The following is a 13,678-nucleotide window of genomic DNA, read 5'->3' on the forward strand; positions in this document are numbered from 1 at the left end:
GGCGCTTCTGCTCGTCCAGCAACTCAAGGCGCTTCGGCGCCTATGGAGCTGTATGAGAAGCACAAGGTCGTCCACAATCAACGTATCGATGGGCCATTCCGCCGCTTCAAATGGTTGGTGATGATCGTCACTTTGACGATCTATTGGGGCACGCCGTGGTTACGCTGGGATAGAGGGCCATTTGCCCCTGACCAGGCTGTGCTGGTCGATCTGGCCAATCGCCGTTTTTACATGTTTGGCATCGAGATCTGGCCGCACGAATTCTATTTCGTCGCTGGTCTTTTGATTATGGCCGGGATTGGGCTGTTCCTGGTGACCAGCGCGGTCGGTCGCGCCTGGTGTGGCTATGCCTGCCCGCAAACAGTGTGGACTGACGTCTTCCAGCACGTTGACCGGTTCTTTGACGGTGATCGCAATGCCCGTCTCCGGCTGGACAAGGCACCATGGGGACTAAAGAAGATCGCACGGCGGCTCTCCAAATGGAGCGTCTATCTGCTGATTGCATTTGCAACAGGTGGAGCTTGGATTCTCTATTTTGCCGATGCGCCGACGCTCTTCCGCGACTTCTTTTCGCTGGAGGCCGCTCCGGTTGCCTATGCCACAGTTGCCATTCTCACCGCGACCACGTTCACCTTGGGCGGCTTCATGCGCGAGCAGGTTTGCATCTACATGTGCCCTTGGCCGCGCATTCAGGCCGCGATGCTGGATGAGAAATCGCTCATCGTCACCTACAAGGACTGGCGCGGCGAAAAGCGCGGCAGCTTGAAGAAGGCGCAGAAGAACCCGGATGAGTATGGCGACTGCATCGATTGCATGAAATGTGTCGCGGTGTGCCCGACGGGTATCGACATCCGCGAAGGTCAACAGATCGGCTGCATCACCTGCGCGCTATGCATCGATGCGTGCGACCAGGTCATGGCCGAGATCGGTCGCCCCCGCGGACTAATCGACTATGCAACGCTTGAGGACTGCGAACGAGAGGCTGCTGGTGCGGAGCCGCGTGCAGCATGGAAAGCGTTGGTCCGCCCCCGTACATTCATTTACCTTGGCGTTTGGAGCGCAATCGGATTGGCTTTGCTATTCGCGCTTGGTGTGCGCAGCCATACGGACCTGACTGTATCGCCCGATCGCAATCCGCCTTTCATGCTGCTGAGCGACGGGTCAGTGCGCAATGCCTACACGCTCAAGCTGCGTAATATGGAAAGCCGACCGCGCCAGATGGAGATCAAGCTGGAGGGGTTACCAGGCGCGGTTCTTTGGACGGACACCATCCCGCAGAGCGCCGCTGCTCGCAGCCATGTGCTAGATGTTGCACCAGATCTGACCCGCACTGTGCGGGCTTATGTCGCTGCGCCCGCTGGCGTAAGCGAGCAAAACTTCAGCTTTGTCCTGACTTCAAAGGATGAACAGGCCGAGCAGGACTCGGCAGAAACACTCTTCAATGCTCCGGGAGGCAGATGATGCAGACCAAACCAACAAAGGGCCAATTCACCGGGCGCCATATGCTGATGGCCATGATCGGCGGATTTGGTATCGTCATCGCAGTCAATTTTTACATGGCCAGCCTTGCGACAAGCGGTTTTGGCGGCGTGATCGTCAAGAACACCTATGTTGCGAGCCAGAAGTTCAACGGCTGGCTCGACGAGGCTGAGCGCCAACGCGAGCTGGGTTGGGAAGCACAGCCCCAGCGTGCGGATGACGGACATTTGGTAGTTGAGACACTTGGTGTGCCAGAGCTTGCCATGGCATCCGCCATGATCCGCCGCCCACTGGGCGAACTCGAGGCCAGCGAGCTTGAATTGGTTCGTCAGACTGACGGCAGGTTCCGTTCCGTCGAACCAATTGCGGAGGGACGCTGGATCGTGAGGCTGGAAATAACGTCCGCCGGGCAAAGCTGGCGACAGGAGCAGCAGATCCGGTGAGCGCCCACCGCCCCTTGACCGTTGATGATGCCGTAGAGCTTGTCGACAGCCGTTTTTCCGTTCCTGGCATGCGCTGCGCAGGCTGCATCGCCAAACTTGAGCGTGAGTTGCCCAAGGTCGAAGGCGTTGCGGAAGCGCGCGTGAATTTCTCTGCCAAACGCGTCGCCTTGCGTCACGCTCCCGCCGTTGACGAAGACGCTCTGATCCATGCCATCGAGGATCTGGGGTTCGAGGCGCAGCGTATCGAAGACAACCCGCTTGGCACCAATGACGCGGATCGCAAACTCTTGCTCCGCGCGCTGGCTGTCTCCGGCTTTGGAATGATGAACATCATGCTGCTTTCGGTCAGCATCTGGTCCGGGGCGAGCGACATAACCAAACAGCTGTTCCATTGGCTTTCAGCGATCATCGCAGTTCCAGTCATTGCCTATGCCGGACGTCCATTCTTTGCTTCTGCCTGGATGGCGCTGAAGCACTGGCGGACCAACATGGACGTTCCGATCTCCCTTGGGGTTCTGCTCGCCAGCGCAATGAGCTTCTATGAAACCGCGACCGGCGGAGAACACGCCTATTTCGAAAGCGTGGTCATGCTGCTGTTCTTCCTGCTGTGCGGACGCGCGCTCGATGCGATGATGCGCGGCAAGACCCGCGCCGGGATTGATGCGCTGCTCGGCAAAATGGGGAAGAGCGCTGCTGTGGTCGGTGAAGATGGCAGCGTCAGTCGCGTGCCCGCAAACGAAATCGAACCAGGCATGGTGATGCTTGTCGCAGCTGGCGAAGCGCTGGCAGCTGACGGCGAGGTTATCGAAGGCTCCAGCGCGATCGACAACTCGATGCTGACCGGTGAGAGCCGGCTTGAACCGGCCAAACCGGGCAGTGAAATTCATGCCGGCACGATCAATGTCATGTCACCCCTTCGCGTGCGCGCCACTGCGGTTGCCAGCAATACCAAGGTCGCAGAAATTGCGCGGCTCATGGATGAGGCCGGGCAATCGCGCAGCCGCTATGTCCGCATTGCTGACAAGGCTTCGCGCTATTATGCCCCTGCGGTACACACGCTGGCCGCACTTGCCTTTACCGGGTGGATGATCGCGGGCGCAGGTTGGCATCAATCGCTGATCATCGCGATTGCGGTCCTGATCATCACTTGTCCATGCGCGCTGGGGTTGGCCGTGCCTGCTGCGCAAGTGGTCGCGAGCAACCGGCTGCTAAAAGAGGGGCTTCTGGTCAAGGATGGCACAGCGCTTGAACGCTTGGCTGAAGTCGACAGCGTATGTTTCGACAAGACCGGCACGCTGACGCTGGGTGAGCCTCGCCCTGATGTGAGTCAGCTGAGCGAAGAGGCGAAAGCGGTGGGCTTGGCCCTTGCCCAGAACAGCCGACATCCGCTCAGCAAGGGCCTTTCGAAGACACTGTTGTTAGAGGGAGCTGCACCTGCGGCGATCTCTGACGTTACTGAGCGCCCCGGTGAAGGTGTGTTTGCCAGTCTTGATGGAACGGAGGTTGCGCTTGCACGTCCATCCGAAACATCGGACCACCCAACCAGCGAGCTGCGGATCGGCGACAAGGCGTGTGTGATCCATTTTGCTGACCCACTACGGGAAGATATAGCCGAGACCTTGAAATCGCTTGACGAGCTTGGCCTTGAATCCGCGCTGCTCTCAGGCGACCGAGTCGAGGCGGTTGATGCTGTGGCCAGTCGCTTTGGCCTTGCCGGAAAGGGCGGCTTGTCGCCGGCAGACAAACTCGAATTGCTCAACGCGATGAAGGCTGCGGGCCAGCTTCCGCTAATGGTGGGAGATGGGCTGAATGACGGTCCAGCTCTTGCTGCGGCGCATGCCGCGATTGCGCCGGGCAGCGCCAGTGACGCCAGCCAGCAGGCCGCGGACGCGGTATTCATTGGCGAGAGATTGATGCCGGTTGCAAAGGCAGTGCGGGTCGCGCGCGCAACCATGCGGGTAGTTCGGCAGAACTTCGTGCTCGCGATTGGATACAATATCCTTGCAGTTCCGCTTGCCTTTTTCGGCATGGTTACGCCGCTTATCGCGGCAATCGCGATGTCGATCAGTTCGCTCATCGTGGTCGGCAATTCACTCAGGTTGGCAGGAGCGATCAAATGAACGGATTGATGTTCCTTATCCCGGTTGCGTTGGGAATGGGCGCATTTGGCTTGGCGATGTTCTTTTGGGCCATGAAGGACGGACAATTCGAAGATCTTGATGGGGCTGCACAACGCATTCTGATCGATGACGAGGATGAGCCAAAATGATCCCGCGCCTAGCTGCTTTTGCCTTTGTGCTCGCTTCAATCCCTGCGCCGCCAGCAAATGCGGAGGCAGATGTTCTGATCGCGGCGCTGTGTAATGGTGGCACCATTTCCATCCCGCTTGGCGACGGCGAAGACAAGGCCCCGGATGAGCCTTGCGACCTGAAGGCATGCCACGCTGGCACGTGCCGGCCAAAATCGAAAAGGACGGTTTGATCTGGCTCAAGGACGCTACGCGCGCCCTGCGCTTTAAGCGTTTGTATGTGGACGTACTACCCAGAGCTACTCGAGCAGCCAGTACCTAGGTACACGAGCTATCCAACGGCCGCCGACTTCGACGACCTTCCCTCGGCGGCGATGCGGGATGCTTTGGAGCGAACTTCGGGGGATGTTTCGTTGTATGTCCACATTCCCTTTTGTGAGAAAATCTGTTTCTATTGCGGTTGCAACACTGCGGCAGCTGGCAGGCGACAGCGTGTGGGAAGCTATCTTACGGCGCTGCACGCTGAAATCGTCACAATGAGCCGCATTCTTCCAGGTTATGCGAAAGTTCGGCGGATCGTATTTGGCGGGGGCAGCCCCAATGCAATCTACCCCAGCGAGTTTCTAGATCTGGTTGATGCCTTGCATGAAAAATTTCCGATCGATGATGCTGAATGGTCGATCGAGATTGATCCGCGGACAATGACCGCCGACTGGGCACGGGCCATCGGCGCTGCCGGCGTCACCAGAGCCAGCATGGGAGTGCAGACATTTGCACCACATTGTCAAAAGGCCATCGGTCGCGAGCAAAGCGACACGATGATCTGGCGCAGCACGGATTGGCTGCGCAATGCAGGTGTAACCTCGCTTAATTTTGATCTGATGTACGGACTGCCGCAGCAGACAATGTCCGATCTGGAAGAGAGCTTGGAAAACACGCGTCTGTTCGGGGCAGACCGGATCGCGCTGTTTGGCTATGCGCATGTGCCGCATATCGTGAAGCGTCAGACAGCGATTGATGCAGATGCTTTGCCCGATGCCCGAAAGCGATTTGACATGGCGCGCCATGGTTATGAGTTCCTGACCACGCATGGCTATGACGCGATTGGCTTCGATCACTTTGCTTTGCCGAACGATCCGATGGCGCATGCTGCGCGCGAAGGGACGCTAAAACGCAATTTCCAGGGGTTCACAGATGATAGATCTTCGACGCTCATTGGTCTGGGGGCTTCAGCGATCAGCGTGTTCCCGGACCTGTTAATCCAGAATGAAAAGAACAGCGGACGTTATCGGATGCTCGCTTCCCAAGGGCTCCTTACCGGTTCTCATGGTATTGAGCGAAGAGCACGGGATCTGATGGTGGGCAAAGTTATCGAAGGCCTGCTTTGCAATGGACGTGCACGGCTCTCACCCTGCCAGCTGGCCTCGCGTGGTTCGCTGCTCCAGCCGTTTGTTGAGCGAGAACTCGTTACGATTGAGGGACTTGATCTGACTATCACCGACGATGGCCGACCCTACTCACGGACCATCGCAGCGATTTTCGACCAGTACCGACAGGCAGGCCAATTTCGCTTCAGCTCTGCAGTTTGACCGCACTGCAGCCAGTGTGTTGCTGACGAGACACAGCTGATCCAAATAAGTCAACTTGGCCGTCACAGATACTTGATAGCCATGACTTTACGATGTTTATCTAAAGGTCCGGGGCTGACGTTGGCGAGGTGTACACCTTGTCAATTCAACATTTGATAGGATGCTGAAGTAGCTCAGCCCGACAGGGGAAAACTCATGAAAAGAAGTTCCGGATTCTCGGATCCGAAAGCCGTACGATGGCTAACCAGTGCTGGCGTATCAGCATTGGCTATAACACTTGCAAGCCCAGCATTGGCACAAGACAGTGCAGCCGAAGGTCAGGATGAAGTTGTCGTAATCGATGACACCAATGCCCAGACTCAAAGCGAGGGCCAGATTGTTGTCACCGGTTCTCGCATTCGCCGCAATGAAACGACGAGCGCTTCTCCGCTAACCATCATCGATCCGGAATTGCAGCGTAAGCAGGGTTTGAACACTGCGGCTGAAATCATTCAGCAATCACCGATTGCGAATGGTTCGACACAAATTACGTCGGCGATTTCGGCAAACACCATTTCCAACGGCGGACCTGGTGCTCAGACGGTATCGTTGCGTGGCTTGGGTGCCGAGCGTACGCTTGTTCTGCTGAATGATCGTCGTGCAGGCCCTGCAGGCACACGTGGCGCGGTCTCTGCCTTTGATCTCAACGTTTTGCCGGGAATCATCATTGAACAGGTCGATGTGCTGAAAGACGGCGCATCGTCGATTTACGGCTCAGACGCAGTTGCCGGTGTGGTAAATATCCGTACCAAAAAGCAGACCGATGGGTTGGAGTTTGACTTCTTCCGCTCCCAGACTTTTGAAGAGGGTGGCGAGGAAACCAGCGTCAGCCTTGCTTGGGGCAAGGAATTTGATCGAGGCCACATTCTGTTGGCAGGCGACTATTACAAACAACGCGAGTTGCAGCGTCAGGATCGCGACTTCCTAGGGTGTCCGCAAGATTACGTGTTTAGCGAAGATGGTGAGCGTCGACTCGACCTGATTGATCCGCGCACTGGTGAAATTGGTTGCCCGGATGGTACGCTTTGGGGTCACGTCTGGACCTATTTCTCTGACAACTTGCAGGATCAGGATCCGAACTTCTTCAACCCGACTATCGTGTCACTACTGCAATATAGCTACGGCAATGACAACTTGGGCGCATACATCCCGCCTCCGGGCCCGGCAGTTAACCCGTTCAACGTAATAACACCGCCCGATTGGTATGTGGTTAGTTACGAAGACCCCAACGCCTATATCCTGCGCAATGCCTATCACCCGTTTGAGCAGGCGAGCACAGTTATTCCTGAGACCGAGCGTTTCACAGCCTATCTCGATGCCTCTTTCGAACTGACCGAAGGCGTAGAGATTTATGCGGAAGGTCTCTTCAATCGCCGCGAAACCTACGTCGATACATATTCGCAGTTCTATAATTTCGGCTACACGGATCTTTATGCTCCGGGTGATCCGGACGACCCGTTCCCGGGCTGGACCTCTTTCGGTGGTTTGGGGGCCTTCATCAGCCCGACAGGCATCCTTGATCAGTACGACAACTGGATCGACGTTGACTATTACCGCGGCGTCCTCGGCGCGCGTGGAGACCTGAGCGACACTTTATCGTACGATATCCATGGCCAGTACAGCCGTTCAGAAGGCAAATATACGCTGCAGCAGATCCTGCAGGACAGTATCACGCAGCAAACTGACCGTGCTTACGGTTATGGCTGCTCCGGCTTGTTCACCGCCATTGAGGAGAAGCCTTGCTTGCAGATCAACTGGGTTGATCCGCGCGTCATGGCTGGTGATCTGACACCGGAGGAAGTCGACTATCTGGTTGATACTGAAACCGGCAAGACAGTATACGAGCAGATGTTCGCTGAAGCTTCTGTTTCGGGTGAATTGTTTGAGTTACCCGCAGGTCCGCTTGGTTTCGCAGTCGGTGGTGTGATCCGCCGCGATGAAATCAACGATACGCCAGGCGACATCACATATGCCTTGGTGCCGGGTGGCGATCCGAACAATCCGGATGATTATGTCGACAACGGCTTTGCAAACAACTTCTCGTCGACGCCAACTCGCGGGCGGACAACCACGAAGGAAGCTTTTGCCGAAGTCCGCATTCCTTTGATGGTCGATCAACCTCTGGTTCAGAACCTGGAGGTATCTGCTGCTGCGCGTGTCACTAATGTGAGCGCAACCGCACCTGATGGTCGCAGCGACTCAAGCAACGGAAACTGGACTTACAAGTTGACCGGTAATTGGCAGGTGTCAGACTGGCTCCGGCTGCGTTCAACTTACGGTACATCCTATCGAGCTCCGGCATTGTTCGAGCAATTCCTTGGCAGCCAGGCCAGCGGAGCGCGCCAGCGTAACGTTGACCCCTGTGTCCGTTGGCAGGAACAGCTTGATGATGGAACGATCACGCAAACCATGGCAACGAACTGCCAGGCCGATCAGACATTCCTGAACGGTCCGGCCGGTGGTATCCCTGCCGATCACACAGGCGCAGGAATTCAGGTGACTGTGTTTACATCTGGCGGGCTCGGCGTGCTTGAGCCGGAAACGTCCACTGCTTTCACGGCCAGCATGATCCTTACGCCATCGTTCGATTTCCTGCCCGATACAGATATTGCTCTGACGATCGACTACTTTGACATCAACGTCGAGGGCGAGATCTCGCAGCTTGATCCGTATCAGATCGTTTCGGGCTGCTATGACGCCGCTGACTTCCCGAACAGCCCGTTCTGCTCATTCTTCGAGCGTGGTCAGGACGGCGATATCAATAATATCCGCTTCGTGAACCGTCAGTTCATCAATATTGATGAACAGAGCAACAAGGGTTTCGATTTCACTCTGCGTGTTCGGCACGATCTGGGTGACATGGGCGAATTGTCTCTGCTCGGTCAGGCCACTCTGCAAACCAAGGACCAGATCATCACGTTCGGGTCCGATGCTGCAAACCTGACGGAGGACGAGAAGCTTAACGGTGACGTTGGTGATCCGAAGTTCACCGGCAACATGATAGCGACCTGGGAAAAAGGTAACACAACTTTGCTATATGGTGTCACTGTTATCGGTGCTTCATCGAGCGAGGCAGACTACATCGAAGACTTCGGTAGTTTGTGTAACCCGACGCCCTCTTTCGAGGTGGTCTATGGCGAGCCTTACTGTGTTGTGCCGCGCACGAATGCAGTCTGGTATCACAATGCCTCAATCACCCAGAGCTTCCAGGATGATCGCTTTGAGGTCACACTGGGCATTGCGAACCTGTTCGATACCGAGCCACCTCAGGTCTCAGGTCTCGTTACACCGTTCGCAAACGTGCCACAGGCATCGCAGTATGACTTCCTTGGTCGTCGCGCATTCCTGCAAGCTCGTGCGAAGTTCTAAGTCGAACGCGTAGACGATAGTAGAGGGGTGGCGGGCATTGTCTGTCACCCCTTTTTTATTGGGCTTGGCCTCATTGACCCGTTACATTGAATCCGATCATGCCTGAGATTCACCTCAAACCTGACGATCTGAACGCGCGCAATGCTGAATTCGAGCAGGTACCACTGGAAAAGCATCTGTTCCTGAATTCGGTGCCGAAATCAGGCAGTCATTTGCTGCGCAATATCGTCCGAATGTTTGTGCCGGTCGAGCAGCATTATGATCGGGATTTTATTCAGTATGGAAACCTGCGCGATCATCTGGCCGCATTTGACGGCCCGCCAGCCAAACTGAGCTGGGGGCACCTGTTTCATTCAGATGTATCCGCGATTGCGACCAGTGTGGCTAGGAAAGTGCTATTGGTACGCGATCCTTACAGCTGGGTGCTATCCAAAGCACGTTTCATGCTGTCGGATGAATTTACTGGCGAATTGGAGATGTTGAAGTCAGCGCCGATTAGCGCTGATGACCTCATCAGCATGGTCATCTTTGGCATCCCGCGAGCGCTGCCAGCGCTTAAGGAAACCTACTCCCACAACGCAGTAGCCTGGCTCGGCACCGGTGTTCATCTCGTGCGATATGAGGAGCTGGTAGCGGCCCTGCGTGATCTTGATGCGCCTGCGTCTGAGGTGTATTTTCGCGACCTGCTTGAGGCTTGCGGCATCAACATGCCAAACGACTGGCGTGATCGAGTGAAGATTGGTGCTGACCCGGCTAATAGCGGTACCGCGAAACAGAACCTATCGGGCAACCTTACCTCTCTTCCAGAGGAACTGACAGAGCAGCAGCGAGCCATCGTTGACTTCGCAAGCCCCGGTTTGCGCGCGATACTGGGTTATGGATGAGCCGAAGATCGTGAAGAACGGTAATTCAACATCCGGAATTAAGGAAACCGATCCACGCACCGTTCTGACCGAGTTGCAAGGGCAGTTGAGGCTTTCGCCACACGACCCCAAGCTTTTGCGCGCTGCAGCAGCGGTGCACCGCCAGTTGGGTGAGGCTGCTGAAGCGCATCAAGCGGAGATTTCGGCCATTCATCACAGCTCTGCTGTGCAGGCACTGACCGAAGCTGCAAGACAGATGAATGCGAAGGAATTTGGCGAAGCTAGTCGAGTTCTGGCTGAGCATTTGCAGCGTGAGCCTGAAGACCTGGCCGCACTAACGCTGTCGGCAGAAGCTGGAATCGCTCTTGGTGTGGCATTTAAGGTGCTGCCCATGCTGGAGAAAGTCCTCAGCCGCGCTCCGGGGTTCCTGCGTGCGCGAATTCTCTATGCCAATGCGCTGATGCTGGTTGATAGGTTGACTGATGCCTTGCGGATAATTGAACCGGTTGTTGCGAGACGCCGCGATGACGCCGAACTGGTCAATTTGGTTTCGCGCATACACACGGAGCGCGGTGACTATGCGAGCGCGACCAAGGCCAATAAGGAATTAGTCCGGCTCGATCCGAAATCGCCCGAGGCACTTACCAACCTTGGTGACAGCCTGCGTTTTGACGGCAAACGTGCAGAAGCATTGGCAGCTTATCGCAGCGCGATTGCGCAAGATACCAATCATGGTCGCGCATGGTGGAGCCTCGCTGACCTTGATGCATCTGTTCTTACAGATGATGATATCGCGCAGATCGAAAAGTCGCTTGCTCAGCGCGGCGATCAGCCCGAGCATGCGGGCAATCTTCACTTCGCGCTCGGCATTGCGCACGATGCGAGAGGCAAGTTTGAGTACGCATTCGCTCAATTCACAGCGGGAAACAGGCTTCGCCGATTAGCGCAGCCCTATGATGCGAAAGAGATCACATCGCAAGTTGACAGATATCTTGATGCACTTGGCGACAATCCCGAGCCCGCCGTGCATCGACCAGACTCCAAAGAGCCAGTTCCAATCTTCGTTCTCGGAATGCCCCGGGCAGGTTCAACCTTAGTCGAGCGAATGTTGGGCAGGCATTCGCGCATTGAGGCTTTGGGCGAGCTTTCGATCGTGCCGCATATGGTCGATCGGCTTCGTAACGATGCAGGCGAAGACAGACTGGAACACACCGTCGCGGGGCTAAGTGATGGGTCTCTTGCCAATATGGGGCAATGGTATGTGGCTCGCGCAAAGGAACGCATGAAGACTGACGCTGGCTTCTTTGTCGACAAGCTTCACATGAACTGGCGCCATTTGCCGCTGATCCTACGCATGCTGCCCCAAGCACGCATCATAGACATTCGACGCGATGCGATGGATTGTTGCTGGTCAAACTTCAAGACGCTGTTCGCCAGAGGTCATCCAGCCGCCAGCGATCTATCCGATATCGGCCTCTTTTACCGAGATTATGTTCGCCAGACGGATACATTGTCGCGGCGTTTTCCGGGGCGGATCCAACTTCAGAACTACGAAGCTTTGGTGGATTCAGCCGAGAGTGAGACCATGTCCATGTTCTCGGCGATGGATATCCCGTTCGAGCCGCAAGTGCTTGAGTTCCATCTTTCCAAGGAACCGGTTGCGACCGCGAGCAGTGAGCAAGTGCGCAAGCCGCTCAATCGCAAGGGCATCGGCGTATGGAAGGCCTATGAACCTTGGCTAGGCCCCTTGCGCGCTGCTTTGGGAGAATTTGCGCATGACTGATCCTCGCAGTGATCCCTTGCGCAAGATCCTGATCGTCGGCGGTGGTTCAGCCGGTTGGATGGCTGCAACATTTCTCTCGCGCATATTGGGACGCGTTGCTGAAATCGAATTGCTTGAAAGCGATGCAATTGGCGTCGTGGGTGTAGGCGAAGCGACGATCCCGCCGATCCGCAAGTTCAACCAGTTCTGCGGGATTGATGAGGCTGCGTTTCTGCGCGACACGCAAGGTACCTTCAAAGTTGGTATCCAGTTCGAGAATTGGGGAAAGGTAGGGGATCGGTACCTTCATGCTTTTGGCCGTGTCGGCCAAGAGCTGGACGCACTGGTGAGGATGCATCACTGGTGGCGCCTCGGGCAGCAGGCGGGTGCAGCCGACTACCCCAGATGGGAAAGCCTGTTCTTGGGCCGCGCAGCAACTGATCAAAGCCGGTTTGGGTTCGATCCCCGCAATCCTGGACAACTCAGCGACTTGCTACCTCATGCATACCATTTTGACGCCATTGCCTATGGAGCGCACCTGAGGAAGGTGTCTGAAACCCAAGGTGTAACGCGAATTGAGGGTGTTGCTGTGGGTGTAGAGCGCTCACCCGAGAGTGGGGATGTAGACGCAATCAATCTCGAAGATGGACGCAGGATCAAGGCAGATCTGTTCATCGATTGCTCCGGTTTTCGCAGCATGCTCTTGGGTGAGGCGATGGATGAGCCCTTCGACGATTGGAGCCATTGGCTCCCTGCCGACCGCGCTGTTGTTATTCAGAGCAAACCTAACTCCTCTCAAATCATACCAGCCACACGCTCGATAGCGCATGCAGTAGGTTGGCAGTGGCGGATCCCCCTTCAGCGCCGTGTGGGCAACGGCCATGTCTACGCCAGTTCGTTTTCGTCCGACAATGACGCCGAGGCGCGCCTCCTGACCAATCTGGACGGAGAACTCATAGGTGATCCGCGTCTATTGCGATTCACCACAGGGCGCAGGCAACGGGCCTGGGTGGGAAATGTAGTCGGATTAGGGCTGGCTGCGGGTTTTCTCGAGCCGCTGGAATCCACCAGCATTCATCTGGTGCAAACTGCGCTGGAACGACTTGCTGACCTCCTGCCAGCAAGGGACATCAGTCCTGCCTTACGCGATCGATTCAACAATCAAAGCTCTAGGGAATGGTGTCAGGTGCGAGACCTTATAATCGCACACTATAAGGTTAATCAGCGCGATGACTCTGAATTTTGGCGCTATTGCGCGGCGATGGACGTGCCGGAGTCGCTGGCTGAAAACCTGGATCTCTGGGAACGCGAGGGAGCACTAACCATAGATGGTGGACACCTGTTCCAGCTCGGCTCGTGGGCCGCTGTTCTGATTGGTCAGAACCTATTGCCCCAACGCGTTCATTCCTTGACTGCGCGCGTCGCCGCCAGCGACATCGCGCCGCATATCGAACGGCTTGCAAAGTCTCTACAGCAACAGGCGCAATCCCTTCCCGACCATGCTTCCTTTCTTGAAAGATACGGGGCAAGTTCATCCTGAAAAGGCGGCCAATCCGCCTGCACAAATGCTGAGAGTGGTAAAGCAAACCTGTGATCCGCGATATTCTGCGCCCTGTCTGAAGGTGGAGGGCAAATATCGCAGGCGTCGCGCATCTGTGCGAAGCTGGCCTGCCAGTTATTGTGGGGACGGTGGCGCGGAAGTCGGCGCGACCGGGTACAATATGCTTGGAACGTCACCTGAGCCGGCAGCCGGTAAATTGATTGCAGAGTCAATGCAGGGTCACCCCCCCACCTTGATTCACACGCTTAGTCGCCCAAAGGGTTCTAATAGTGGTGCTTGTCCGGCTGTCGGAAACTTGTCTCGTTCTGTGAAAGCATCTCTCAGG

10 protein-coding genes are annotated in these 13,678 nt (G+C 56.2%); all 10 read left to right on the forward strand.

What is annotated here, in order from left to right:
• Positions 1 to 42 precede the first annotated feature (42 nt).
• The 10 genes from ccoG to A6F69_RS04645 all read left to right on the forward strand — a co-directional run bounded on the left by ccoG (position 43) and on the right by A6F69_RS04645 (position 13,332).
• Positions 43 to 1,461: a cytochrome c oxidase accessory protein CcoG gene (ccoG, locus tag A6F69_RS04600; protein WP_067602470.1), complete on the forward strand. Its 1,419-nt coding sequence runs from the start codon at positions 43 to 45 to the stop codon at positions 1,459 to 1,461.
• Entirely contained in the window at positions 1,458 to 1,922 is a 465-nt protein-coding gene (locus tag A6F69_RS04605; protein ID WP_245638287.1) for a FixH family protein, read from the forward strand. The genes ccoG and A6F69_RS04605 overlap by 4 nt, the downstream gene beginning before the upstream one ends.
• A gap of 68 nt (positions 1,923 to 1,990) precedes the next feature.
• Entirely contained in the window at positions 1,991 to 4,042 is a 2,052-nt protein-coding gene (locus tag A6F69_RS04610; RefSeq protein ID WP_083984835.1) for a heavy metal translocating P-type ATPase, read from the forward strand.
• Positions 4,039 to 4,191: a cbb3-type cytochrome oxidase assembly protein CcoS gene (gene ccoS, locus A6F69_RS04615; RefSeq protein ID WP_067597986.1), complete on the forward strand. Its 153-nt coding sequence runs from the start codon at positions 4,039 to 4,041 to the stop codon at positions 4,189 to 4,191. Before A6F69_RS04610 ends, ccoS begins: the two co-directional genes overlap by 4 nt.
• Positions 4,188 to 4,403 (forward strand): hypothetical protein, encoded by a 216-nt coding sequence (locus A6F69_RS04620; protein WP_067597989.1) that lies wholly within the window; start codon positions 4,188 to 4,190, stop codon positions 4,401 to 4,403. The genes ccoS and A6F69_RS04620 overlap by 4 nt, the downstream gene beginning before the upstream one ends.
• A gap of 45 nt (positions 4,404 to 4,448) precedes the next feature.
• The gene (gene hemN, locus A6F69_RS04625; protein WP_067597992.1) at positions 4,449 to 5,759 is read left to right on the forward strand and encodes an oxygen-independent coproporphyrinogen III oxidase; all 1,311 of its coding nucleotides are present in this window, start codon (positions 4,449 to 4,451) and stop codon (positions 5,757 to 5,759) included.
• Between the two features lie 195 nt (positions 5,760 to 5,954).
• Positions 5,955 to 9,167: a TonB-dependent receptor domain-containing protein gene (locus A6F69_RS04630; protein ID WP_083984687.1), complete on the forward strand. Its 3,213-nt coding sequence runs from the start codon at positions 5,955 to 5,957 to the stop codon at positions 9,165 to 9,167.
• 98 nt (positions 9,168 to 9,265) lie between these two features.
• Positions 9,266 to 10,051 carry a hypothetical protein gene (locus tag A6F69_RS04635; RefSeq protein WP_067602480.1) on the forward strand — a complete coding sequence of 262 codons (786 nt, stop codon included), beginning with the start codon at positions 9,266 to 9,268 and terminating at the stop codon, positions 10,049 to 10,051.
• Positions 10,044 to 11,813: a tetratricopeptide repeat-containing sulfotransferase family protein gene (locus tag A6F69_RS04640; RefSeq protein ID WP_067597996.1), complete on the forward strand. Its 1,770-nt coding sequence runs from the start codon at positions 10,044 to 10,046 to the stop codon at positions 11,811 to 11,813. Before A6F69_RS04635 ends, A6F69_RS04640 begins: the two co-directional genes overlap by 8 nt.
• Positions 11,806 to 13,332 (forward strand): tryptophan halogenase family protein, encoded by a 1,527-nt coding sequence (locus A6F69_RS04645; protein ID WP_067597999.1) that lies wholly within the window; start codon positions 11,806 to 11,808, stop codon positions 13,330 to 13,332. Before A6F69_RS04640 ends, A6F69_RS04645 begins: the two co-directional genes overlap by 8 nt.
• The last annotated feature ends 346 nt before the right edge of the window (positions 13,333 to 13,678 follow it).

It is taken from the genome of Altererythrobacter ishigakiensis (assembly GCF_001663155.1).
Taxonomy (GTDB): Bacteria; Pseudomonadota; Alphaproteobacteria; order Sphingomonadales; family Sphingomonadaceae; genus Erythrobacter; species Erythrobacter ishigakiensis.